Genomic DNA, 24,197 nt, shown 5'->3' with positions numbered 1-24,197 from the left:
CCTTGCCTGGCGTGCTGTCCTGATGCCTCTCGTAGCCGAGGTGCTCGGTCAGTTCTGCATTGAGCGCTGTTTCCACCGTGAGCTTGAGCAGCTCACGGGAGAACGCATTCAAATCAGCTTCGGTCTTAATGTCTTTCGCCAGCTCTTTGGCCAGCGCCTGCAGTTTGCTTCTTTCCATGGCGTTTGTCGTCATTTTGGCAATTCCTCATTATAGGAGGTTCATCTACCAGAATTACTTACACACTTTTATTTACAGGCTCGATCCATATTACTTTTAGGCTTGTGTATCATTTCCAGCTTTATCCCGGCACGACCCCCTCACTCTTCGCTCTACTCAAAATTCCCCCAAAAATGTAAAAAGAGTGATTCATGCAGTGCTTAAAATGCTTCAAAACTAAGCTCAATGCTTCGGTCTGAGAAAGACTTTCGGGCTAATTTTACATTTTTGGGGGATGGGCAAACTTACCCATGTTCCTGACATCGATGATCTGGCTTTTACTAGGGATAATATCGACTGGACTGTGACACATCCAATTCAACAGGATTTTAGTGATTTTCTTCGGACTTAATTTAGCCACTTCCTTACGCGTAGGTACATAGCATAGAAAAATTTCAATATTCTGCTTTTCGGCCCATTTTCTTGCCGCCCTTAGATTTTCTTCTGGAACGCCGAAACGTTCAAGAGCTCGCTGCATAAGTAAGACTCATTAGTAAGTAGGTAAATGATTATTTCATATCATATCAACTATACATCAAATAAATCCAAGTTTTGCGTATCGAAAATACTGATACGACAGCAAGCATTTTTTTAGCGCAGTGTTTCTTTGATGCTTACCTGAACCAGTCTGCAGATGACCTAGCTTTTATTTGCCTTTTCTGATCAGCAAGCGACAACCCCATTCAAACAATATTCAGATCGGTCTATGCATTTCAATTCACGACCGAGAAAAATATGAAGACTCAATAACAAGGTCAGAGTTTAGCCAACTATCCAGTGTGCGGCAGACCAATAGGGATGCAGGATTTCGCTAGCGAAGTAATACAGGGCATAGCATTGTCAGTGCCAGCAGGGTCAGCAGCATGCTCCAACCACTGTAATGGTTACGCAGTGCGCGGTGGGCGCGGCGCATGCGCTGGAACAGCAGGCAACACGCCAGAAAACTCAGTGGGATAATGAACGCACCATGGGCTTGCATGGCCCAGTGTTCCAGCGGATGGATATCGATAACGCTGCCGACAGCGGCGCGGTTATAACGGCTGATGTCACTGTCAGGCGAGTGAAAGCTCATGAGCCCATGGATGGTGTGGACGGCAGTAAAGCCAGCGTGGAAGGCAGCTTGTAGCCGACCATCATCAAGCACAGCATCGACTGCATCGCTGATACTGATTTCCACCAGCGTGCCCAAAGCGGGCTGGGCATGGCGTTTCATTTTTGAAGGGCGACCTGGGCAATCGCGGCAATGCGCCGCACGCCATCGGTAACATGGGCACAAGGCAGGGTCGCGCCGCTGATGTTGGCAATGACCTGCCGCTATCTGTGGCTGGTGACGATGAATTGTTAAAAAAGTAAGTATTGTAAGAAGTTTGATACAACTCAAATTAACTGCTTGATCAAGCTATGCTGGAAGCTTCATGCTCTGGCCAGCGTTTCTCATACCCGGTGACCAGGCGTATTGAAGAACAGGTCGTCTCTTTGAATGTCACATCATTTCCAAGTTGCACCGACAAACTGCATACAAAAACACAGGATGCAGGCAGAAAAATAGCAGGCGCAAAGCTAAAGCGGAATTTTCCATTGACTTTAAAAATGTCCATTCTTGCAAAGACATTTGCTTTCGATGAGACCTTGCAAGCACTGGACAATGCTACCCAGGCTCAGCTTGATCACTTTATCGCGCAATGCCCTGAACGCACATTCTGTACTTAATGATGAATGCTAGTCGAAAAACAATTAAGAAATCATTAATAGACATGGTGAAATTGAACTGGCCTTGTCGAGCCAGCAAAAAAAACGTTTCAGCATCTTTTCAGCAATGTCACCACATCATACGGAGCGGATCTGCAAGCTAATCGATAACTTCTGGTGTTTTCACCTCTCCACGGGCCGTCCGGCATTTCAGGATGAAAGCCAGCCCTATCACCCAGGTCAGGGCAGCAGTCCACCCGGCAAGTACATCCGAAGGAAAATGCACGCCCAGATACAGACGCGAGGCACTGACCATGAAAGCAAAACAGACAGCAGTGATCGCAACAGGCCAGCGGATCTTGCTGCGCCAACTGAGAATAATGAGAACAGCCACCAGCGCCATCGCATTCATGGAGTGGCCGCTTGGGAAGCTGTAGCTTGTTTCTGGTTGCAGTGAAACCCAGAAATCAGGCCGTATCCTCGCAAAAAAATTCTTTGCCAGCATATTCAGCAGTGCCGTGCCGACCAAAGATAAAAAAGTAAATACAGCATCCATGCGTCGGCGCGTATAAAGGAGAACCCCGAATAGCAGCAGCTCAAACGTTACCACCCATGGTGCTGAACCTATATGGGTAAAGAACAGCATAAGCGTATCCAGATGTCCATTGGCATGCGCGTGTAAGAACATCAGTATGGGCTGGTCAAAGAAAAATACCTCGCGCTCTATGGCTTCGCCAGCGAGCATGCTGAACAGGCAAAAAGGCAGTAGTACGCCGACAAAAAGCGCAAGCAATTTGGGCCAACGTAATTGCAAACGCTTCAAAATTGCATCCATAGGACATCCTGAAAAATTGGTGATTTTAATTGGAGAATTTATGTGTTGAAAGCAACAACAGGCTCAGCCAGGTCAGCGACAGGCCTGGTTCTGTCAAAACAAAGATAAAGTACAGGCGTGATAAACAAGGTGATCAATTGAGAAAACAATAAACCTCCTACAATTGACATCCCCAAAGGCTGGCGCAATTCTGCACCAGCCCCAAGGCCCAGTGCAATGGGCAGCGCCCCCATGATTGCGCACAGCGTCGTCATCATGATAGGACGAAACCGCAGCAGGCAGGCCTGGCGTATTGCCTCGACTAGTGTCAACCCAAGACGTCGCTGGGCATCCAGCGCAAAATCTATCATCATGATGGCATTTTTCTTGACGACGCCAATCAGGAGGAGCACGCCTATCATGGCGATAAAAGTCAACTCAAAACCGGTGATACGCAATGCAAGCAAGGCACCGACTGCGGCAGAGGGAATGCCCAGTAAGATCGTCACAGGATGTATCCAGCTCTCATACAGCATGCCCAATACGACGTAAATCACTGCCACGGCGATGAGTATGAGCCAGAGCTGGGTACTTTGTGCCTGCTGGAACAGGGCTGCCTGGCCTGCAAATGCACCGAATACAAAAGTAGGCAAACCTATCTGCTGACGGGCAGCATCAATCGCTGTCGCGGCATCAGACAAGGACTTGCCTGGTGCAAGATCGAACGTGATTGTGACCGCAGGAAGCTGCCCCTGATGATTGATTGCCATGCTGCCTTTGGTGCGCTCAACACTTGCCAGTGCAGAGATAGGGACGAGCGCACCTGTATTGCTACGCACATAAACCTGGTTCAAACTGGTTTCGTCGCAGCGGCTTTCCAGCGCCATTTCCATGATGACCTGGTAGCTGTCTTCAGGTGCATAGATGGTGGAGACCTGTTGTGTACCAAATGCCGTGTAGAGGGTGCTTTTGATGACGTTCATGTCCGCACCCAGCTGTGAGGCTTTATCCCGGTCAATCAATAATCTTGCCTGTAAACCGTCTTTTTGTGCATCGGTAGCCAGCCCGACAAACACCTCGGATTTTTTCAGGGTAGAGAGCAGTTTATCTGCCCATATATCCAGGTCGCTAGGGCTGACTGATTCCAGTGTGTATTGGAAAGTACTTTTAGAGCCACGGCCACCAATACGCAAATTCTGCACTGGACTGAAAAAGACTTTGATACCGGGTAAAGCCGCCGTTGTCTTGCGTAACTGCGCCAGCACTTCAGGCATTGCGGGTCGCTTGCGCTTGTCTTTCAAGGTAAGCGTAAATGCGGTCGTATCATGATCGACTTTCGACACCACGTCACTGGTAGAGCTGTCACGCAACAGGATGGCTTCAAGGTGCTTGTTGATCTCCAGCCTGGTGTCATAGGCCATGTCTTGCGGTGTATCGACATTGACGGATATCTGACCTATGTCTTCTTGGGGAAAAAATCCTTTAGGTGCTGCGACATACAATAAGCCGGTCAGCAATACAGTGGCCAGACCGCCCAGCAAGACGATGCTGCGATGTGCCATGGCCCATTCAAGTCCACGTCCAGAGGCCGCCAGGATGTACTCAAAACCAGCTTCAAACAGGCGGGTCCAGCCAGGTCCATGGGCGTGGTGACTGGCTGGTTTGATCAGCATGGGTACAATCAAAGGTATCAGCGTCAAGGCAACGGCAGCAGAGACAACGATCGATAAAGACACGACGACGGCAAATTCGTGGAACAGCAAGCCAGTCACGCCAGGCATAAAGAAGATGGGAATGAACACGGCAATCAAAGACACCGAGATGGACATGACGGTAAAACCGACTTCCCTCACGCCCTGCCTTGCCGCCAATGGCGGCGACATCCCTGCTTGGATATGACGCATGATGTTTTCAAGTTCGACAATGGCATCATCAACAACCAGGCCAACTGCAATGGTCAGCCCCATCAACGAGATATTATCCAGGCTTAATCCCAGCGCAAACATGAGCCCGAAGGTGCCAAGCAATGAAATGGGTAGGCTGATCGAGGGGATCAACGTTGCCGCCAGGCGCCGCAAGAATAACAAGATGACCATCACGACCAGCGCGATGGTGAGTACCATCGTCAAATTCACATCATGGACAGCATTGCGTATGGAAACAGACCTGTCTGACAGCAAAGACACTTTCACAGACGCAGGCAATTGTGACTGCAACACGGGTAACATGTTTCTGATTGCATCAACCGTGGCGACCGTGTTGGCCCCCGGCTGCCGCTGTATGGTCAGCAGAATGGCGCTGACACCATTGATTGCGCTGGTGTTTTGCACGTTCTCAATGCTGTCTTGCACATCGGCGACATCCTGCAGCCGTATGGGCTGACCACGCCTGCTGGTGATGATGACATTGGCAAAGTCTGTTGCTTTCATCAAACCGCCGGGAACATACAACATCATCATCTGACGCTTGCCATCGAACTGGCCGGTAGGCACATTGGAATTGGCAGCCTTGAGTGCGGCACTCACTTCAGGCAAGGTCAGGTTGACTGCCGCCAGGCGATCGGGTTGAATTTCTATGCGCACTGCATACCGCTTTTGCCCGGTCACGTTGACCTGTGCAACGCCATTGATCGTGGACAAGGCAGGCACAATGAGATTGTCAGAGAAGCCATTCAGCTCTGTCAATTTCATTGAGGGAGAACTCAAGCCAACCAGCAATATCGGCGCATCGGCAAGGTTGACCTTGCGATAAGAAGGCGGCGTAGTCATCTCTGCGGGCAGAGAACGGCTAGCTCTGAACAAGGCAGCTTGAACGTCTCCAGCCGCCGCATCAATTGGCCTGCCGGAATCAAATTCCAACGTGATCTGGTTTCGCCCTGTATGCTGGTTGATGTTGTCGCCAAAAGACCAGGGATGGCAGAAAACTGCTTTTCCAGGGGCGTGGCAACCGAAGTTGACATGGTTTCCGGGCTGGCACCGGACAATCGGGCACTTACCTGTATGGTGGGGGTATAGTAGTTAGGTAAAGCCGCAATGGGTAACTTAAACCAGCATACCGCGCCCGTTACGATAACGCTCAGCCACAGCAGCATGGTGGCAATGGGCCGGTCGATAAAAAATTCGTAGATATTCATGGCGTACCACCTGCTTTATTGGCAGTTGTCACGGCGGCCCCATCTGAAATATTTTGGCCACCTTCGAGCACCACCGTTTCGCCGCCAGATAAACCTTCGAGCACGGCCTTGCCATCCTGAATGCGCAACAAATCTACCGGTTTCGATTTCACCTTGCCATTGTCCATGAGCAGATAGACAAAACGTCCTGCCGGACCTTCAAGCACAGCTTGCGGCGGCAAGGTCACAGCGTCTTTGCTCACCCCGGCATGCACAGTAGCGCGGGTGAATCCGCCGGGCCACAAGCGGCGTGATGCATTTGGAAAACTGGCTTTCAGACTGATGGTGCCTGTGTCCTGGTTAACGCTATTGTTGATGAAGCTGATAAAACCTTGTACCGTTTGTTTGTCTGGCGTCTCCAGCGTGACCGCGACTTTATTCTTTTCACGGGCGGCCAGGATTGTCGGGAGTGCCTGTTCTGGTAAATTGAATTCCATGGCGATCGGGTCCATCTGCACCAGTGTCACCAGGGGTAGCGCGGAAGAAGTCTGTGCCAGGCTGCTCGGATGAATGCTGACAGCACCTGCCACGCCAGAAACCGGTGCCGTTATACGGGTATAGCCTGCCTGGATTTTTGCACTGTCTGTCTCGGCACTTGTGGCAGTTAATTGTGCCTGCAATGCCTCTACCTTGCTCTGCGAACTGGTGACTGTGCTGACCGAGATAAAACCGGCCTTCACCAGCTCTTTGGAACGGAGATAATCGCGTTCGGCATCGGCCAGCAAGGCTTGTATCTGTGCTGACTGCCCCTTGTAGCGATTGACCAGCGCGCTTGCATCGCTGGCATCCAGGGTAAACAAGACCTGTCCTGCCTGCACTTGGTCACCCTCACGGAAATTGACGCTGCGGATCACACCGGTTATTTGTGGCCGCACATCCACCTGATTCTAAGCGACAAGATGCCCTTGTGCAGTGAATTTTATGGGCAAGTCAGCACGTTGTGTGATCACAGTCGTCACCAGAGGAAGTGGTTTCGCCGCCACGTTTTTCGCCGCTGGCTGGCCCCACATATAGTGCTGGCCCAGACCAATAAAAAGTAATGCGCCGATGACGGCAACTACAAGCAACTGCTTTTTTCTTATTAACATCGCAAGCCTTAACACTGTTGAATTTTAGTTGAGTTTTAGTTTAGTTTTCGTTGAATTTTGGTTGAATAAACATGCTCACGCGGCCAAAAACGATGAGATTGCAAGTATCAATGCCATCTGTTTTGAAACGCTTTTACCTGCCCACTTAGCCATTTATTTATTTTTTTCGGGAATGCCAAATGCATTCCTTGACAAACGCACCGTGACGACCAGGCCGACATTATTAGCGTTACTGTTCAGATGAATTTCTGCGCTGTGCAGGTCAGCCACATTTTTGACGATGGACATACCCAGGCCACAGCCCCAGCTTGCATTTCCGTCAGGGCGATAAAAGCGGTCAAATATCCGCATGCGTTCACTTTCAGCAATACCCGGCCCATTGTCACTCACCCTCAATACTGGCTGCCCGGATTCAACGCCTGCATAGACATCCACTCTTCCGCCCCGCTGCGTATAGCGCAAAGCATTGTCCACGAGGTTATTGAGCATGATGCCCAGGCCTTCGATATTGCCGAGGATATGAATGGATACGGAATCCCCGGTCAGCCCCAGGTCAATCGACTTGCTGTCTGCATGGGCAGAATGATCGATCACCGACTGTTCTGCCAGTAAATACAGGTCGCAGTCTGTCAGCGTACGCGCAGCCTCATCCGGCTCTTGGCGCGCCAGGGTTAATAATTGATGTACCAAATGACTGGACCTGTCCAGTCTGTCGTGCAGCTTGACAAACGCAGTAGCGCGCAAAGCATCGGTAGAAGAGCGTTCAGCGAGTTGCAGTTGTAATTTCAATGCAGTTAAGGGCGAGCGTAATTCATGGGCGGCATCTGCCACAAAGACCCGTTGTTCTGTCATCGCAAGCTCAATCTTTTCTAGCAGACGATTCAGGGCTGAGAGTATGGGTAGCAAGTCTTCTGGTAATTCACCCAGCTCTATAATGTGCAAGGCATTGGGCGCTCGGGTAGCGACCGCTGCTTCCAATTTACGTAGTGGTGCCAGGGTCTTGCCAACCACAACATAGATCAGAAACGCCAGCGCAAAAAGCAGCACGACCAGTGGCGACAATATACGCAATGCCATATTCACCGCAAATTTGTGTCGCACCCAGACCGGCTGTGAAATTTGTATCTGGCGGTCAGCCCTGAGTTCGGTATACACACGGAATGTCTCACCTGCAAATGAGACATTCTGGTATCCAACTGCCGGTTGAAGCGGCAAAGGCAGGTCTGACTGCGAAAAGTATATTTTCCAGCCACGCTGGTCCCACACCTGGATAAGAATCATGTCGTCAGCATCTTCGGTCGCAGGCATAACCTGATTGGTCACCAGTTGCACAGGCAAGGCCAGGGCTATTTGCTTTAACTGGCGGTCTGACTGCTCATTCGACTCACGGTCAGCCAACCGGTAAATGGCCAGTCCTGCTACCAGAGTACATACCAATGCACCGGACAACAGACCAAGCATAAGCTGAGCGCGTATAGTTTTCATTCTGCAGCCATTAATTTATAGCCAACTCCCCGGACATTCTTGATAAAATCAGCACCGAGCTTCCTGCGCAGATGATGGATATAAACATCAATGGCATTACTCTCGATTTCATCGCCCCAGCCATAAATCCTGTCTTCAAGCTGGGATTTGGGAACGACATTACTGCCAGCGTCCAGCAATGCGCGTAACACAGAAAACTCACGCGCCGAGAGATGCACAATGGCATCGTTCAAGGTAACCTCATGCGTGGCCAGGTTCATCATGACACCGCCGTGGCTGATGCTCGACTGGTTATAGCCACGATGCCGCCTGAGTACCGCCCTTATACGGGCCATGAGTTCATCAACATCAAATGGCTTAATAAGATAGTCATCTGCGCCAGCATCCAGCCCCTCTATTCTTGAGGCTTTGGCATCGCGGGCGGTGATAATTAGTACTGGCACCGCCCCTCCTTGCCTGCGATAGCGTTGCAACACATCCAGGCCACTCTTTTTGGGCAGACCCAGGTCCAGCAGAACAAGGTCATAGTCCTGGTTGCCCAGGGCCAGTTCCGCATTAAGCCCATCACGCACCCAGTCAACCGCATAGGCCTCACTACGTAAAGCTTCTTCTATGCTTTCGCCTATCATTGGGTCATCTTCGACCAGTAGCATTCTCATGCGATATCTTCCTTCAACTTGTGCAATAAGCTGTTCACAGACCCAGGCTGATGCTGTCTGCATAGGATGGTAACCTTGAATCAAGCTTACCTGATGCTTAGTTAAGCCAGACTTAAGACATGCAATAGAAATCAAAGTTAAAAAATTTTCTGACGCTCCTGTTGAATTAATGAACTCTTAATCTTCTATCAGTATGCTGAGCAACAGAACTCTTGCCGGTGCAATCAAGCAAACATGTTTTTTGAAATAAGTTTGCATGCTTGCAAGCCAATCTCCCTGTTGAATTATCCTGAAATCAGCCCTTTTAGATAGAAAGACAGCATGAATTCATCTCAAAAAAACCAGCAGCATCAGATGCTAAACAAGGTGCCGGCGGTGACCTTGTTTTTCTGGTTGATTAAAATACTTTCCACGACTGTGGGAGAAACGGCAGCAGACTATCTGGTTGTGCATGCAGGTCTGGGCACTGTGATTACCTGTGCAATCATGACCAGTCTGCTGGCATGGGCACTGTTTATACAGATCAGGATCAATCGCTATGTACCCTGGATCTATTGGCTTTCGGTAGTGCTGCTCAGTATCGTTGGCACACAAATTACGGATGCTTTAACCGATGGCATGGGCGTCAGCCTCTATCTAAGCACTTCCGTCTTCTGTGTTTTGCTCGCGGTAGTTTTCGGAGCATGGTACCGGCGTGAGCGTACTCTTTCTATCCATACTATTGTCAGTCGGCGCAGAGAATTATTTTACTGGACAGCCATATTGCTGACGTTCGCGCTGGGAACTGCGGCAGGCGACCTTGCCACAGAAGCACTGGGCCTGGGATTCAGATTGGGTACCGGCATATTCGCCGGATTGATTGCTTTAATTTACTTTGCCTACCGTTTGGGTGCCAATCCTGTCTTAGCGTTCTGGCTGGCTTACATACTTACCCGCCCACTGGGAGCCTCACTGGGTGATCTTTTTTCTCAGACTCCTGAGTATGGCGGCCTGGGTTGGGGCACGATCAATACCAGCATTGCTTTCCTTAGCACCATTACGATACTTGTACTTTTTCTGACGTTTGACCAACGCAGCCAGCGCGCACGTATGTCAAAAAACTGAAGCAAGTATATTTTTATCAATCCATCATCATGAGGTATTAAAATGAAACATCAAAAAATCAGGCACTTCTTATTTGCTCTTGGACTGATTACTGTTCTGGCTTCGGGCCCACTTACTCACACGGATTATTTTGTCAGCTCTGCGCAAGCAGCAAGCTCAAAACTGGGGGATTTAAACAAGTTCCGTCTCATCGCACAGGACACGTCAACACTGATCGATAAAGCTGATCTTGCTGGTGCAAAAAAACGTATCAAAGACCTGGAAGTAAGCTGGGACGAAGCAGAAGCAGGCTTGAAACCGAGGGCCGCTGCAGATTGGCATGTGCTGGATAAAGCGATCGACAAAGCATTGGCAGCCTTGCGGGAAAAGACACCCAACCCCACCAGTTGCAAGCAGAGTATCAAGGATTTGCTCGCAGAATTTGACAAGATGAATGCGGACGCAAAGTAATAAATGTAATCAGCATCGGTTCAATGCACTCCTATCAGGCTGACAAGCACTGCCCTATCATCTGGAGCAAAAAATGGGAACTTCAAATAGCTGGTTTTATTGGGCATGCCTGTCGGCGATATTTGCCGCGTTCACGGCAATTTTCGCTAAAATTGGTATCAAAAATGTTGACTCCGACTTCGCCACCCTGATCAGAACTGCCATCATTCTTGTCGTTTTAATTGGCGTTGTCTCATTGACCGGAAAAATGAGTAACCCAGCCTCACTCTCGGCAAAAAGTTGGCTGTTTCTTATTTTGTCAGGTTTGGCTACAGGAGCATCGTGGCTCTGCTATTTTCGAGCACTGCAAATAGGTGATGCCTCAAAAGTTGCACCCGTCGATAAAATGAGCCTAGTGTTTGTCGCCATATTCGCCTTCCTCTTTTTGGAAGAGCGCCCATCTTTACAAGAATGGTCAGGAATCGCATTGGTCTGTGCCGGAGTATTGGTACTAGCCTTGAAGCGCTGATTTAATAAGTCGACTTGCTATTTTCTATAATGGAATCTGGTAACGAATGTGTCAGCGTAGAAAAATATATATAGTAATGCCAGGGCCACTCCTATCTCCTACTCATCAAGATATGTAGGATCGTATGCTAAACGTGAGGCAATTTCAGATGGAATTATTCAGCAGTGGGTTAAGTTTTGCCAGCAGCCGATTTCAGCAGGCCATCAATTTTTGTCGTAATTGATTCGGACAATGTGCCCGCTACGGTTTTGTAAATGCGATCGTTGATTGTTACCCTAGCTGTAGTGACCTGCATTTGAAAAAGGCGCGACCAGCATTCCAAGCGATTCTCGGCTAGGAATAACTGCAACTGAAGACTCCCTCAAACCAGCATTAGCTGCAAATGAACCTGCATTTATCCGCGTCGACCTGCATTCCATCTACGCAGACCAGCGATAACTGCGACTGACGGGGTGACTCGATGACTATCACATCAGTGCACGCAGTCCTTCGTAGCCAATATAGAAGGCAACTAGCAATATTAGCCCACCGGAAAAGTAGGGGCGTACCCGGCAAACTTGCCGAAACCGCTCCACCGCTTGGAAACATGCTTCACGCTCAGCGCGGCCAGGGCGCCCGATGCGACCATTGTTACTGCCAGCCCGATGCTAAAGCACAATACCAATGTGGCACCGAGGGCGACTTTCTTTAGTTGTAGGCATAACAATAAAACTGTGATGGATGCTGGGCATGGAATCAACCCGCCGGTTAGGCCAAATATGATGATTTGACCAGTCGTCACCTCACGATTGGCAAAACGGCGGCGAATGTTATTGGCGTGGGCCAGTTCATGGGTATCTTGGTAGCCAGGCGCCGACACATCTAGTCCTTCATAGTCCTTGATGGCGTGATGATGATGGTCGTCATGCTGGACGAACTCCACGTCGTAGTCATGACTGTGGTCTTGATGACCCAAAGGCAGGCGGGCGACGAACTCGTGCGGTTCCGGTATCTCCTGCTCTGACTCCATGAAATCGTCGCGCTGCACGAAGGCGTACACCTGACGGCTGCCATCTGGGCGTTCCGTTTCAAGGCGGACCTGATCTGCATGCCAAACGAGACCATGTTTGCTCTCACGATAAACGCGGAAACGCGCCGGTACGCCATCCTCAAACACTTCCAAGCGCACCACGCCATGGCCGGTGTCGATCCTTTTCACTGCGTCGGCGCTGTGATCGTGGCCATGCCCATGATCATGGAAGCAAGTGCGCTGCTGCCGCCAAGTCCTCCATATCATCCAGATCGCGACGCCAGCCATCAGCATGGCCGATGCAACTTGCATATATGGCTTGCTTGCTTCCGCATCCCAGTGCTGACCGAAATACATCCCGCCCAATGCGATGACCCATACAACGGCGGTATGCGACAGTGTTGCCGCGAGGCCAAGCAAAACTGCCTGAGTCAAGGTGCCGCGCACTGCAACGATAAAGGCCGCCATCATAGTTTTGGGGTGGCCGGGCTCAAGGCCGTGCAACGCGCCGAGCAGGATAGCGCTGGGGATGAATAGCCAAGCGTTGGATGCACCCTGCTGCTGCAAGGTCGAAAACTCAGTCATGGAATGATCTCTACAGATATTTGGTGATCGATTTGAACTCGCGGATGGTGTCGTCCGCGCTCTGGGTTCCGGCACGTACCGCATGCTCCAGGCAATGGTCGATGTGGTCGTGCACCAAGGTTTTTTTGGCGCTACTGACTGCGCTTTCGACCGCTTGAAGCTGCTGAGCGATGTCCAGGCATCCGCGCCCCTCTTCAAGCATTGCGATAATGCTTTTAAGGTGGCCTTCGGCGCGCTTGAGACGCTTGACGATAGCTGGGTGTGACGTGTGCTCAAGCAGCGCGGCCAATGATCACCGACGATGCGCGCATCACCTTTGCCAAGCCCTGCTAACTCGAAAGTTGGACCAGGACCAACCAAGACAGTACCGAATATTGGGCATTGCTAGCATGCAACTTCACCGGCAACCTTGAGTTGACAGCAGGCGGCGCCATCACACGCGATGGCCACGGCACGTCCCTGACTGACGTTGTGCTCCAGGGAAAAACCGTCCTCAAAACCATGGCGCCGAATGGCTGGGCATAGGCTTGACGCTGGGAACGGCGCGCCACACCCACGTGAGCGATGCGGGACGCGACTGGTACGCCACCGTCCCGACGAGTTTTTCTTTCAAGGACGACCGTTTCGTGCTGCACACCAATCTTGGATGGTTGCGCGAGCGGACGACGGGCAACCGGCTTACCTGGGGCATCGGTTCGGAAACCGAGCTAAACCCGAACAATTGGCTGATCGCCGAAACGTTTGGACAGAACCAGGGCAAACCGAATTACCAGGTCGGAGTGCGGCACTGGCTGGTGCCCGGTCGTGTACAGATCGACGCCACTTACGGCAACCGCTTCGGCCACATTGCGGACCAACGCTGGTTCTCGATCGGTTTGCGAATGCTATCAGTACCTTTCCTGCCGTGACGCGCAAGCGCTGTAACGGCGAATACCGAACTTACCATGCCCAACGACCCTGAATTGATGTCGCCCGTGTGACGCCCTTGAACCAACGGGGGCCTCACATGGGCGGCTGGAGAATAAAAATGAACTTCACCCTGTTGAAAGAACTTTTCGCAAGCTTCCTGAACACACGCCACATTGGCCGTCACTTCCGCCGCCTCGTCACGCTGGAAACGCTGCCCCAGGGCGTCGGGCGCCACGCCGTGCCAGCGCCGCTCAGGCACTCACTTGTGGCCGCCGCGACCAGCGACTTGTCCATCATTTTCAAGACGACAGACAGCCATGCGGACGGTCAGACGGAGAAAGAAGCGGAGGCGGCGCGCGCGCGGGTCGGCCTGAACGAGGTCAAGCATGAAAAGCCGTTGCCATGGTGGCTACACCTGTGGCGTTGCTACAATAACCCCTTCAATCTGTTGCTGACACTGCTGGCCGCCATTTCCTACCTGACGGAGGACTTGAAGGCGGCCACCGTCATTGGCACCATGGTCGTGCTCTCCACTCTGTTGCGTTTTTGGCAGGAAGCCAAGTCGAACAAGGCGGCCGACGCACTCAAGGCCATGGTCATCAACACCGCCACCGTGATGCGGCGCGATGTCGGCGCGACACCGGAGGTGGAACTCCTCAGCGCGCACGCTCAAGCTAAGGACGGTCGGCGTATTGAACTGCCGATCAAGCAGCTCGTCCCTGGCGACGTGATCGTGCTGTCGGCGGGCGACATGATCCCGGCCGACTGCCGTTTGCTGAGCGCCAAGGACTTGTTTGTGAGCCAGGCGGCCATGACGGGCGAGTCGATGCCGGTAGAAAATTCGCCGAGCATCATGACATGAGCGTTCTCAACCCGCTTGAACTTGACAATATCCTGTTCATGGGCACCAACGTGGTGTCTGGCGTAGCCACGGCTATCGTGGTTGCAACGGGCAATGGCACCTACTTCGGCGCGCTCGCCAGCAGCGTCACTGCCACCGACCGCGCCCCGACCGCATTCCAGTCCGGCGTAAACAAGGTGAGCTGGCTGCTGATCCGATTCATGTTCGTGATGGCGCCGGCGGTCCTGTTCATCAATGGCTTCACCAAGGAAGACTGGATGGAGGCGCTGCTGTTCGCCCTGTCCATTGCCGTCGGCCTGACGCCAGAGATGTTGCCGATGATCGTCACCTCGACACTGGCCAAGGGCGCCGTCATCCTCTCTCGCAAGAAAGTCATCGTAAAGCGCCTAGACGCGATCCAGAATTTCGGCGTGATGGACGTGCTGTGCACCGACAAGACCGGCACGCTCACGCAGGACAAGATTTTCCTGGCCCGCCATGTCGATGTCTGAGGACAGGATTCTGACGATGTGCTGGAAATGGCGCACCTCAACAGCTATTACCAGACCGGTCTGAAGAACCTGCTCGACGTGGCCGTGCTGGAACACGTCGAAGTACACCGCGAACTGGAGGCGGCGACCGCATTTCGCAAGGTCGACGAGATACCGTTCGACTTCACACGCCGCCGCATGTCGGTGGTGGTGGCTGAGCATGACGAGCATCACCTAGTCATCACCAAGGGCGCGGTAGAGGAAATCCTGTCGGTCTGCACCCAGGTGCGCCACGGCGATGCGCTCGAACCGTTGACACCCGAGCTGCTCGAACGCATACGCCAGGTGACGGCCGATCTCAATGACGATGGCTTGCGGGTGGTCGCCGTGGCCGCCAAAGAACTGCCGCCTGAGCAGGAAATATATGGTGTGGCCGATGAGCGCGAACTGACCCTGATCGGCTATGTCGCCTTCCTTGACCCGCCAAAGGAAAGCACCGCGCCGGCGCTCAAGGCCTTGGCCGAGCATGGCGTGGTGGTGAAGATATTGACCGGCGACAACGAGCTTGTGACGGCCAAAATCTGCCGCGAGGTGGGCTTGCGCATCGACGCCGTGCTGCTCGGTTCGGATGTCGAGTGGATGGGAGACGCCGAACTGGCCAATGCCGTCGAACAGACCAACGTGTTCGCCAGGCTCACTCCCGCGCACAAGGAGCGCATCGTACGGCTGCTCAAGGCCAATGGCCATGTGGTTGGTTTCATGGGCGACGGCATCAACGATGCGCCCGCGTTGCGTACCGCAGACATCGGCATTTCGGTCGATACCGCCGTCGATATCGCAAAGGAAGCGGCCGACATCATCCTGCTGGAAAAGAGCCTGATGATCCTGGAGGAAGGGGTGCTGGAAGGCCGTCGCACCTTTGCTAACATGCTCAAGTACATCAAGATGACGGCCAGCTCCAACTTCGGCAATGTGTTTTCGGTGCTGATCGCGAGCGCCTTTATTCCGTTCCTGCCGATGCTGCCGATGACCTGCTGGTGCAAAACCTGCTGTATGACATTTCGCAGATCGCCATTCCTTTCGACAACGTGGATGAGGAAATGCTTAAACAGCCGCAACGCTGGCAACCGAGCGATGTTGGCCGTTTCATGGTGTATTTCGGGCCGATCAGTTCAGTCTTCGACATCACGACCTACGCGCTGATGTGGTTCGTGTTCGGCGCCAATACGCCGGCACACCAAACCTTGTTCCAGTCGGGCTGGTTTATCGTCGGGCTGCTGACGCAGACCCTGATCGTCCACATGATCCGTACACCGAAGCTGCCCTTTATCCAAAGCCGCGCATCGATGCCGCTGATGGTGATGACCGGAATCATCATGGCGGTTGGTATCTTCTTGCCGATGGGTCCACTTGCGCATTACTTCAAACTGCAAGCTTTGCCGCCGCTGTACTTCGTGTTTCTGCCCTTGATACTGCTGGCGTATATGGCGTTGACGCAAGCGATGAAAGGCTTCTACACGCGCCGCTATGGCTGGCAGTAAAGCGTAAGGCGACAAGGTAGGTGGACGCGTTTGCGTTAGCCCGCCACGGCGCCTATCGCGAGTCCAGAAAACGAGGGTTTGTTGCACTTCCGCGCCAGGCCGGCGAGCGTTGGGTAGCTCAAGCGCAAGGACCATCTACAATCCCTTTCCATTATTCAAAGTTCAGCTATACTGAATTTTCGTGATTTATTGGACAAGTCGCAATGCTGATCGGCTACGCCCGTGTATCGACCGACGACCAGAACCTGGACCTGCAGCGCGATGCGTTGCAGGCGGCTGGCTGCGAGCGCGTGTTCGAGGATATGGTTAGCGGTGCCAGGGCAGGTCGCACTGGGCTGGCCCCCTCATGAGCATGCTGCGCGCCGGCGACACGGTGGTCATCTGGCGGCTGGATCGGCTAGGCCGGTCGCTCAAGAACCTGATCGAGCTGGTCGAGCGGCTAGAAATAGCCAAGGTTGGGCTGCGCAGCCTGCAAGAAACATCGACACCACGTCGAGCGGCGGCAGGCTGGTCTTTCACCTGTTCGGCGCGCTGGCCGAGTTCGAGCGCAACCTGATCCGCGAGCGCACGCAAGCCGGACTGGTCGCGGCGCGCGCGGCCGCATGGGCGGACGGCCGACGCGCCTCGACCCGGTCAAGCTCGCGCTTGCCGAGAAACTGCACCGGGAACGAAACCATACCGTTGAAGAAATCTGCAAGATGATGGGGATTTCCAAATCCACGCTCTACAACTATCTCGACAAGGCTGAGCGCGATGGCGGCCGGGTGGCGTAAGCAGATCCCGGCTGAATCGCTGCTGCAATTGCGGCAGCGGCTTGACCGTCTGTCTCACAAAAGACCGGAGCGTGCGGCCCAGGTGCGCGCCATGTTCGATCTTTACGGTATTTCCACCACATCGGTGTATCGCGCCCTGAAGGACTTTCTTAAGCCTCGCGTAGTTCACTGCACCGATCACGAAAAGCCGCGCGTGCTGCCGAAATTGGAATTGGAGCGGTACTGCGAGCTGGTCGCCGCCCTCAAGCTGCGCACTACCAACAAACAGGGCCGCCACCTGTCCACGATGCGCTCCATCGAGCTGGAGGAATATGGCGTCGAGACGGCACAGGGGCTGGTGCGCTCGCCGAAAGGCGTGCTGACGCGCAGCACGGTCAACCAGTACCTCACACTTTGGCACCTCGACCAGCCGCGCCTGCGCCGGCAGCCACCAGCCGTGCGCTTCCAAGCCGAGCACAGCAACGACTGCTGGCAGTTCGACATGTCGCCGTCCGACCTCAAGCGGATCGACAAGCCAGACTGGATCGAGCCGGGAAAGGGCGAGCCGACTCTGATGCTGTACAGCGTCGTGGACGACCGCAGCGGTGTGGCCTACCAGGAGTACCGCTGCGTCTATGGCAAGGATGCCGAATCGGCGCTGCGTTTCCTGTTCAACGCGATGGCAGCAAAGGCCGATCCCGAATACCCGTTCCACGGACGGCCACTGATGATCTACCTGGACAACGGCCCTGTCGCCAAGAGCCGCGTATTCCAGAATGTGATGCACGCGCTGGGCATCGAGTGGATAACACACATCCCTGCCGGCAAGGACGGCGAGCGTGTCACGGCGCGCTCGAAGGGAAAAGTCGAGCGGCTATTCCGCACGGTGAAGGAAGCCCACGAGACGCTTTACCACTTCCACAAGCCCGAAACAGAGCAGCAGGCTAACGAATGGCTGTTGCGCTACCTGATGCGCTACATTCGCCAGGATCATCGCTCCGAGCAGCATTCGCGCATCGAGGACTGGCTTGCCAATTTCCCGAACGGCGGCATCCGGCAGATGTGCGCTTGGGAGCAGTACTGTCGCTTCGCCCGCGAGCCGGAGCGGCGCCGCGTGGGTGTGGACGCGCGCGTGTCGGTGGAGGGCACGAGCTACGAAGTCGAGCCGGACATGGCCGGCGAATATGTGTTGCTGCTGTGGGGGCTGTTCGACAACGAACTGTACGTCGAGTACGAAAGCGTTCGTACCGGCCCGTACTACCCGGTCGCCGGGCAGATTCCGTTGAACCGCTATCGTGCCTTCAAGCGCGGCGCGGCCGACGCGCGCACCGACCGTATACGCACCCTGGCCGATCAGCTCAAGCTGCCCATCGAGGCGCTGGCCGGCAAGGACCTACATTTAGCCCCACTGAATCTACCAGGCGAATTACCAATTCAGCCCTTCGACGCCGAGGCGCACGAATCCCATCCGCCGAGAGAATCTTATTCGCCTTAGCGCCCCATACTGGTGGGTGGTGGGAATCGGCGCTGTGTTTTCGTTGGCCCGATTCAGCGAAGCTTTTCTTGTCCTTCGTGTACAACAGGGTGGCATTCCGGTTGCACTGGTGCCGCTGGTGATGGTTGCAATGAATTTTATTTATGCCATGTCGGCGTATCCGTTTGGAAAGCTCTCTGACCGCATGAGCCACACCAAGCTGCTCGCACTCGGCCTTATCGTGTTGATCGCCGCCGATCTGGTTTTAGCTACGAATGACCATTGGGCTGTCGTGTTGGCTGGCGTCGCGCTTTGGGGCGTGCACATGGGGATCATGCAGGGCTTGTTGGTGACGATGGTGGCAGATACAGCACCGGCCGATCTACGCGGAACAGCTTATGGCATGTTCAACCTGATGAGTGGTGCCGCCATGCTGGTCGCGAGCGTCGTGGCGGGGCTGCTCTGGGATCGACTTGGAGCATCGGCCACATTCTATGCTGGTGCCCTCTTCTGCATAGTGGCACTCATCGGACTGGCAACATATCGCTCTGGCAATTCCCACGGGGAGGTGGTTTCACCGGCAATTGTATCGCCTCCCTTGGTCAAATAACTGAGCGAGAAACAGACACGGTCAGTTGCACTTATTCCTGGTTCGCGGCGGTGGAATGCATGTCGGTGCGGATTAATGCAGGTTCATTTGCAGCTAATGTTGGTTTGAGGGGGCCGTCAGTTGCAGTTATTCCTGGCCGAGAACCGGCTGGAATGCCGGTCGGGCCTTTTCAAATGCAGGTCACTACACCTAGTGACTATTTATCAATTACTGGTATTTAACATACGTGATGTCGGTGTTATGTCGAAGAGGTATTCTCAATGTCACGCACTATTGCTTTGCGCAGCATCTCTGTCGAATAAGAAACAAATCCCAAGTCTTGATATAGAGACTTACCCTTATCAGAAGCACTCAAGCTAAAAATGTTCTCAGTCCGCGTGCCTCGCCAAGTTGAATTACTCTTGAAACCAGCATCTTTGCAATACCTTGCCTGCGCCAGGCTGGTGCAGTATAGACATTAACGATCCTACCTCGATTGATTTGCGTGTCGCCCCGCGTCGATCCCCATTCCAGAATGGTCATGCCAGCTCCAGCGATTACCTCACCTTGCACTTCAGCTAATAATCCGCAATACTTACTCGATACCAGAGCTTCCTTGAGCCAGCCAGCGTAAGCATCCAAGTCTTCCTGCTGTTCAATGTTGCACCTCTACGTCGGAAAGAAACCTTAGCACGGAAGTCAGCCTGAATGTTCAGGCTTTCATGCCTCTATCCGTCGGTGGCGATGGCCGCAACCAGAAGATCAAGGTTGTCATGCAAGGCACAGGGGCCAAGGTTGAAAGCCAGATATCGGGCGCCGGCCCGAGCGGTTCAGACGATTTGAAGAGCCAGGTTAACCAACGGATCAACAGTCAGATACCACCGCAGATTGAGAATAAGCTCTCCATCAGCTTTGAAGCGGTTTCCGCTTTTGCGCTGAAAAACCTGTTATTTCCATCAGGCAATTACATCAGCTTCAGCAGTTGCGATGTCCCAGGCGACTTGCTGCAAGGTAATATCCAAGTGAGATAAAAATATTGTGGTGATCTCGAACACATTGCAAGCTCATGTACGCAATGTGTTCCAGTTAATCTAGCTTCCGAGACGGCGGTAGAAGAGAAAAACAGGTGGACGTTTAACTTTGCCGATTATCAGTATAACTTTCGCCCTTAAGGTTTGACAGCATTACCGTGATGAATAAATCGTTACCGTCCGCCGCCCTGCCACCCCGCCCTATTCATGTACCGTTTAAGCACCATACCCCCAGTGCGGAGAATAGCTGATAGCTTTGCAGGTAGGCTCTTTCGTCAACTTATCCCATTAAACTATTTATAATTTTAAGGACCTGACATTTGACGTGAATTTTGGCCGCTAAGTAAAGTGTGGCTTTTGCTTCGTGCGCCAACGTTGGATACACGACTGTCTTTAGCTTGAGAAGCGGGTTTAGCTATGACTTCTGCTTCATTTCCAAGTGTAAAGATGCTTATTGAGTTCACCAGTGTTTGCGCCTGTTCCTGCAGGCTCGCCGAGGCTGCCGCAGTTTGCTCCACCAGTGCGGCGTTTTGCTGCGTCATGTCGTCCATCTGAGTGATCGCCAGATTGACTTGTTCGATCCCAGCCCCTTGCTCACCGGATGCTACTGCGATTTCAGACATAATTTGAGTAATACGCCCGACACTAGTAACGATTTTTTCCATGGCGATCCCAGCCTCGTCTGCCAGGCGATTGCCGACCTCCACCTTTGCTACACTGGTTCCTATCAATCCTTTAATTTCCTTGGCCGCGCTGGCCGAGCGGTGAGCCAGGTTGCGTACCTCGCTCGCCACTACGGCAAAACCGCGCCCTTGTTCACCAGCACGTGCTGCTTCCACCGCCGCATTCAACGCAAGGATATTGGTCTGGAAAGCGATACCGTCAATGACGCTGATGATATCGACAATCTTGCGCGAACTTTCATTGATTTCACCCATAGTCTGCACTACCTGAGCGACGACCGATCCGCCCTTGGTGGCGACGCTGGATGCATTGATCACCAGTTCATTGGCCTGGTGCGCATTTTCGGTGTTCTGCCTGACGGTAGAGGTGAGCTCTTCCATAGATGAGGCTGTTTCCTCGAGATTAGATGCCTGCGATTCTAGCCGCGCCGAAACGTCTGCGTTGCCGCTGGCAATATCGCGTGTGGCTGCATTGATATTGTTGATATTCAAGCGCACGTCGCCAACAATATTACGCAAGCTGCCATTCATTGCCTTCAGTGCGCGTAGCAATTGTCCTACCTCGTTTGGCACCCCGACATCAAAATCATTGGCAAGATTGCCGCTAGCCACATTTTGTGCAACTTTGATGGCATTGTGTAGCGGAACAGTAACGGAACGCGAAATAAGTATCGCTATATATCCAGCCAACGCCAGCAATGCGGACATTGCGCCCAACATGATCCAGCGCGTCTTATAGAATGCAACGATTTTTTCGGACAGGATCGCATCTAGCTCCATGCTGGCCATTTCATTGAGTTTAAATTGGAGGTCAATTGCCTGGGTCGACAGAGCCACGTATTCTTCAGGTGAATAGGTGAGTGCTTCCGGTTTAACAATTTGCTCAAGCGCCAGATCGGTAATTTTTCCAGCAGCTTGTGCTGCTTCCTGCATGATGGGTCCGAGCTTCGTTTGGAAGACGGGGTTGGCAGACGCGGCCTTGCTAAAAGCTGACAATGTCTGATCAAGCCGGTCGCTCACCCTCGCCACGATGGAAGACAGTTGAAGACGGTCATCAGCAGAAGCTTCCTTGCGCGCCAGCAGCCCGGCTCCTTTTGCACGCGTCTTACCAAGTTCTTCACTCAGGTAAGGAAGCTGGTAGAACATTGCCTGGATGAGTTGGTAGGTGTCCTTGTCCGGATCGAGACTCAAGCCATAATAATCACCTATAAGGTCATTCACCTTGAGCAGCTTTGGTACCAGCGCAGTATGGGCAACATAGCTTTGCGGTACTGTAATGCTTTTGTTCCTGACGTTCGCACTGAGGGTTTCCCAGTCCCGTTTGGCTGGTGCCCACGCATCGTCAACGCCACGGTCATGGATTTTTTTGACAATGGCCTCGATCTCTGTGTACGCAGTGTCAGCTTCCTTTTGCTTGGCGTCGCGCTTGTCCTGGGCCGTGACGACCCCGCCGAGCACGAGTGCGGAGAGTCCGCGATGTTGCTGGGTGAGCTGAACCATCCTGAGGCCTGCCGCGACTGCGGACAAACCTTGCTGTTCATCGGTATAAGCATCAAGCCCCTTGGCTGCTTCCCGGGTGTACAAAAAAGTGGGAATACTGGCGATTAGCACTGCCATCAAACTCAAGATTAGAAATTTATGCCAAAGCTGTAGAGGGCGAAGTTTTGAAATGGCATCCATGTCAGTCTTTCACTTGGGTTAATTAGAAATCGTGCCTAAGAGAAATAGCTACTATGGCTTCGCATTCATCATAGTTCAGATGAACATTGCTGGAAAGTATAGTTGCTGTTTCGCATCAAATATTGCGATGGAAATGGTGTGAAAAAATTTAAAAGAATTTCTAAAGCTCAATTGAACTCTGGGATGGACGTACCTGCCCCCTCACTCAGTTAACCTGTAGTGATAGCAAAAATATGTAAAGTCAACAGTGCGGTAGCGCACAAATATGACCAGTCGTTATTACCAAATAGCAGCAGAGTTGTCCGGCCCCCAAGGAAAACGGTATAGACGTCGATTCCGCTCCGAGCAATTTTTCCAGTAGGTCTACGCTGCCTCGCAATTAAATGACAACCATTAAAAGAGTAGCGTTTTGACGGAATATTCCCTCAGGTTATTGCCGTCGCAAAGAGCAGAAGAACTTTTTTCATATAAATAGTTTGTTTCTCAGAAGTCCCGTGTCACTAGCTAAAAATGGTAATATAGGCAATATCCATGTGACGCTTGTCTACAATTACTTAAGGAACATCTGATTAAGTTCTAATTTTCTTAAACTTCGAAACCAAGTGCTGCTCATTCATAAAACATGCTCACAAGAGCATGTTTTTTAGTGGAAATTAGGACAAATTTCTCCGAATTTCCCTTGTTCTTGCGCGATTTCTCGCGCAATTGGCACACTATGCCCCTTGCATGCGCATCAAGCGCCTGCGGACCATGAACAGATTCGCCAGCGCACAAGTGACAAACAGGCGATGCGCGTTCTTCTGCAATCCGCGATAACGCACCTTCGCAAATCCAAACACGCGCTTGATGATCCCAAAGGCATGCTCTACCTTGGCCCGTATGCTTGACTTGCGACGGTTGGTCAGACGTTCTGCATCTGTTAATGCATGACTGCGTGTAGCACGGCAGTTAGTAAAATCTTTCGCCTTGGGTGCCTTACTACGCGCAGCCTGCTTTTGGCCCAGGTAGGCGGAATCGCCCCAATAACGCGTCTCTTGTCCATGCAGCAGGTCAGGTAATACCTGGCTGTCATGAACATTGGCACCCGTTGCGACAACGCTGTGTATCAATTTGGTCTTGCTGTCCACGCCAATGTGTCCCTTCCTGCCGAAGTGCCATTGATTCCCTTTTTTGGTTTGACGCATTTCCGGATCACGTTCTCCATCTTTGTTCTTGGTCGAAGACGGGGCGGCAATGATGGTGGCATCAACGATGGTGCCGCCCGACACCTTCATCCCCCGCTCTTGCAAATGACGGCCTACTTCCTCAAAAATACGTTTGCCAAGTGCATGCCGTTCCAGTAAGTGCCGAAATTTACACACCGTCGTTTCATCAGGAACAGGCTCGCTGCCCAGGTCTATGCCGACAAAACTGCGCATGGAAACTG

The 24,197-nt window shown here is 52.6% G+C and carries 18 protein-coding genes and 7 pseudogenes; 11 read left to right on the top strand and 14 right to left on the bottom strand.

What is annotated here, in order from left to right:
* From ACO0LF_RS30385 to ACO0LF_RS30375, 3 genes and pseudogenes are all read right to left on the bottom strand, one after another.
* Nucleotides 1–178, bottom strand: a pseudogene (locus tag ACO0LF_RS30385) (IS256 family transposase); the annotation flags it as partial.
* Between the two features lie 259 nt (nt 179–437).
* Nucleotides 438–695 (bottom strand): hypothetical protein, encoded by a 258-nt coding sequence (locus ACO0LF_RS30380; protein ID WP_423020983.1) that lies wholly within the window; start codon nt 693–695, stop codon nt 438–440.
* Between the two features lie 333 nt (nt 696–1,028).
* On the bottom strand, nt 1,029–1,430 hold the full coding sequence (locus ACO0LF_RS30375; protein ID WP_423020981.1) for a hypothetical protein: 402 nt from the start codon (nt 1,428–1,430) through the stop codon (nt 1,029–1,031).
* Between the two features lie 2 nt (nt 1,431–1,432).
* On the opposite strand from ACO0LF_RS30375, the gene ACO0LF_RS30370 reads away from it, so the two are divergent.
* Together ACO0LF_RS30370 and ACO0LF_RS30365 are read left to right on the top strand one after the other, a co-directional pair.
* On the top strand, nt 1,433–1,570 hold the full coding sequence (locus ACO0LF_RS30370; protein ID WP_423020979.1) for a hypothetical protein: 138 nt from the start codon (nt 1,433–1,435) through the stop codon (nt 1,568–1,570).
* 48 nt (nt 1,571–1,618) lie between these two features.
* Complete coding sequence (locus tag ACO0LF_RS30365) at nt 1,619–1,927, top strand: hypothetical protein (RefSeq protein ID WP_423020977.1); 309 nt, start codon at nt 1,619–1,621, stop codon at nt 1,925–1,927.
* Between the two features lie 139 nt (nt 1,928–2,066).
* On the opposite strand, the gene ACO0LF_RS30360 is transcribed toward ACO0LF_RS30365, so the two are convergent.
* From ACO0LF_RS30360 to ACO0LF_RS30335, 6 genes and pseudogenes are all read right to left on the bottom strand, one after another.
* Nucleotides 2,067–2,741 carry a phosphatase PAP2 family protein gene (locus ACO0LF_RS30360; RefSeq protein WP_423020975.1) on the bottom strand — a complete coding sequence of 225 codons (675 nt, stop codon included), beginning with the start codon at nt 2,739–2,741 and terminating at the stop codon, nt 2,067–2,069.
* Between the two features lie 38 nt (nt 2,742–2,779).
* Nucleotides 2,780–5,811 (bottom strand): annotated as a pseudogene (locus ACO0LF_RS30355) (efflux RND transporter permease subunit).
* 38 nt (nt 5,812–5,849) lie between these two features.
* Nucleotides 5,850–6,767 (bottom strand): efflux RND transporter periplasmic adaptor subunit, encoded by a 918-nt coding sequence (locus tag ACO0LF_RS30350; RefSeq protein WP_423020973.1) that lies wholly within the window; start codon nt 6,765–6,767, stop codon nt 5,850–5,852.
* 12 nt (nt 6,768–6,779) lie between these two features.
* Entirely contained in the window at nt 6,780–6,980 is a 201-nt protein-coding gene (locus tag ACO0LF_RS30345) for a hypothetical protein (protein ID WP_423020971.1), read from the bottom strand.
* A gap of 153 nt (nt 6,981–7,133) precedes the next feature.
* On the bottom strand, nt 7,134–8,465 hold the full coding sequence (locus ACO0LF_RS30340) for an ATP-binding protein (protein ID WP_423020969.1): 1,332 nt from the start codon (nt 8,463–8,465) through the stop codon (nt 7,134–7,136).
* A complete protein-coding gene (locus ACO0LF_RS30335) occupies nt 8,462–9,124 on the bottom strand; it encodes a response regulator (RefSeq protein ID WP_423020967.1) in 663 nt (220 codons plus the stop codon). The genes ACO0LF_RS30340 and ACO0LF_RS30335 overlap by 4 nt, the downstream gene beginning before the upstream one ends.
* Before the next feature lie 354 nt (nt 9,125–9,478).
* Here ACO0LF_RS30335 and ACO0LF_RS30330 point away from each other — a divergent pair, with 354 nt between their 5' ends.
* From ACO0LF_RS30330 to ACO0LF_RS30320, 3 genes are all read left to right on the top strand, one after another.
* Complete coding sequence (locus ACO0LF_RS30330; RefSeq protein ID WP_423020987.1) at nt 9,479–10,228, top strand: hypothetical protein; 750 nt, start codon at nt 9,479–9,481, stop codon at nt 10,226–10,228.
* A gap of 42 nt (nt 10,229–10,270) precedes the next feature.
* Nucleotides 10,271–10,678 carry a hypothetical protein gene (locus ACO0LF_RS30325; RefSeq protein WP_423020965.1) on the top strand — a complete coding sequence of 136 codons (408 nt, stop codon included), beginning with the start codon at nt 10,271–10,273 and terminating at the stop codon, nt 10,676–10,678.
* A 73-nt stretch (nt 10,679–10,751) separates the two neighbouring features.
* Complete coding sequence (locus ACO0LF_RS30320; RefSeq protein ID WP_423020963.1) at nt 10,752–11,186, top strand: EamA family transporter; 435 nt, start codon at nt 10,752–10,754, stop codon at nt 11,184–11,186.
* Nucleotides 11,187–11,653: 467 nt separating this feature from the next.
* Here the strand turns inward: ACO0LF_RS30320 and ACO0LF_RS30315 are convergent.
* Nucleotides 11,654–12,780, bottom strand: a pseudogene (locus ACO0LF_RS30315) (nickel/cobalt efflux transporter).
* A 10-nt stretch (nt 12,781–12,790) separates the two neighbouring features.
* Complete coding sequence (locus ACO0LF_RS30310; protein WP_423020985.1) at nt 12,791–13,060, bottom strand: metal-sensing transcriptional repressor; 270 nt, start codon at nt 13,058–13,060, stop codon at nt 12,791–12,793.
* 247 nt (nt 13,061–13,307) lie between these two features.
* On the opposite strand from ACO0LF_RS30310, the gene ACO0LF_RS30305 reads away from it, so the two are divergent.
* From ACO0LF_RS30305 to ACO0LF_RS30285, 5 genes and pseudogenes are all read left to right on the top strand, one after another.
* The gene (locus ACO0LF_RS30305; RefSeq protein WP_423020961.1) at nt 13,308–13,688 is read left to right on the top strand and encodes a hypothetical protein; all 381 of its coding nucleotides are present in this window, start codon (nt 13,308–13,310) and stop codon (nt 13,686–13,688) included.
* A gap of 119 nt (nt 13,689–13,807) precedes the next feature.
* Nucleotides 13,808–16,562 (top strand): annotated as a pseudogene (gene mgtA, locus ACO0LF_RS30300) (magnesium-translocating P-type ATPase).
* 203 nt (nt 16,563–16,765) lie between these two features.
* Nucleotides 16,766–17,335: pseudogene (locus ACO0LF_RS30295) on the top strand (recombinase family protein).
* Between the two features lie 4 nt (nt 17,336–17,339).
* A pseudogene (locus ACO0LF_RS30290) lies at nt 17,340–18,722 on the top strand (IS481 family transposase); the annotation flags it as partial.
* Between the two features lie 46 nt (nt 18,723–18,768).
* A pseudogene (locus ACO0LF_RS30285) lies at nt 18,769–19,398 on the top strand (MFS transporter); the annotation flags it as partial.
* 351 nt (nt 19,399–19,749) lie between these two features.
* Here ACO0LF_RS30285 and ACO0LF_RS30280 read toward each other — a convergent pair.
* Complete coding sequence (locus ACO0LF_RS30280; RefSeq protein ID WP_423020959.1) at nt 19,750–20,019, bottom strand: GNAT family N-acetyltransferase; 270 nt, start codon at nt 20,017–20,019, stop codon at nt 19,750–19,752.
* Nucleotides 20,020–20,099: 80 nt separating this feature from the next.
* On the opposite strand from ACO0LF_RS30280, the gene ACO0LF_RS30275 reads away from it, so the two are divergent.
* On the top strand, nt 20,100–20,408 hold the full coding sequence (locus tag ACO0LF_RS30275) for a hypothetical protein (RefSeq protein ID WP_423020957.1): 309 nt from the start codon (nt 20,100–20,102) through the stop codon (nt 20,406–20,408).
* 305 nt (nt 20,409–20,713) lie between these two features.
* On the opposite strand, the gene ACO0LF_RS30270 is transcribed toward ACO0LF_RS30275, so the two are convergent.
* Together ACO0LF_RS30270 and ACO0LF_RS30265 are read right to left on the bottom strand one after the other, a co-directional pair.
* A complete protein-coding gene (locus ACO0LF_RS30270) occupies nt 20,714–22,771 on the bottom strand; it encodes a methyl-accepting chemotaxis protein (protein ID WP_423020955.1) in 2,058 nt (685 codons plus the stop codon).
* Nucleotides 22,772–23,484: 713 nt separating this feature from the next.
* On the bottom strand, nt 23,485–24,197 hold a 713-nt coding region (locus ACO0LF_RS30265), incomplete at its 5' end, for an IS5 family transposase (RefSeq protein WP_423020953.1).

The sequence above is a fragment of the Undibacterium sp. Di27W genome, assembly GCF_049340345.1.
Lineage (GTDB): Bacteria > Pseudomonadota > Gammaproteobacteria > Burkholderiales > Burkholderiaceae_D > Undibacterium.
This window is presented reverse-complemented; position numbering and strand designations above follow the sequence as displayed.

What these genes read in the sequence shown, in the direction of transcription:
- ACO0LF_RS30360 (WP_423020975.1), bottom strand. Translation starts at nt 2,741, where the DNA reads ATGGATGCAATTTTGAAGCGTTTGCAATTACGTTGGCCCAAATTGCTT.
- ACO0LF_RS30340 (WP_423020969.1), bottom strand. Translation starts at nt 8,465, where the DNA reads ATGAAAACTATACGCGCTCAGCTTATGCTTGGTCTGTTGTCCGGTGCA.
- ACO0LF_RS30335 (WP_423020967.1), bottom strand. Translation starts at nt 9,124, where the DNA reads ATGAGAATGCTACTGGTCGAAGATGACCCAATGATAGGCGAAAGCATA.
- ACO0LF_RS30380 (WP_423020983.1), bottom strand. Translation starts at nt 695, where the DNA reads ATGCAGCGAGCTCTTGAACGTTTCGGCGTTCCAGAAGAAAATCTAAGG.
- ACO0LF_RS30270 (WP_423020955.1), bottom strand. Translation starts at nt 22,771, where the DNA reads ATGGATGCCATTTCAAAACTTCGCCCTCTACAGCTTTGGCATAAATTT.
- ACO0LF_RS30330 (WP_423020987.1), top strand. Translation starts at nt 9,479, where the DNA reads ATGCTAAACAAGGTGCCGGCGGTGACCTTGTTTTTCTGGTTGATTAAA.
- ACO0LF_RS30345 (WP_423020971.1), bottom strand. Translation starts at nt 6,980, where the DNA reads ATGTTAATAAGAAAAAAGCAGTTGCTTGTAGTTGCCGTCATCGGCGCA.
- ACO0LF_RS30375 (WP_423020981.1), bottom strand. Translation starts at nt 1,430, where the DNA reads ATGAAACGCCATGCCCAGCCCGCTTTGGGCACGCTGGTGGAAATCAGT.
- ACO0LF_RS30325 (WP_423020965.1), top strand. Translation starts at nt 10,271, where the DNA reads ATGAAACATCAAAAAATCAGGCACTTCTTATTTGCTCTTGGACTGATT.
- ACO0LF_RS30275 (WP_423020957.1), top strand. Translation starts at nt 20,100, where the DNA reads ATGCCTCTATCCGTCGGTGGCGATGGCCGCAACCAGAAGATCAAGGTT.
- ACO0LF_RS30320 (WP_423020963.1), top strand. Translation starts at nt 10,752, where the DNA reads ATGGGAACTTCAAATAGCTGGTTTTATTGGGCATGCCTGTCGGCGATA.
- ACO0LF_RS30365 (WP_423020977.1), top strand. Translation starts at nt 1,619, where the DNA reads ATGCTGGAAGCTTCATGCTCTGGCCAGCGTTTCTCATACCCGGTGACC.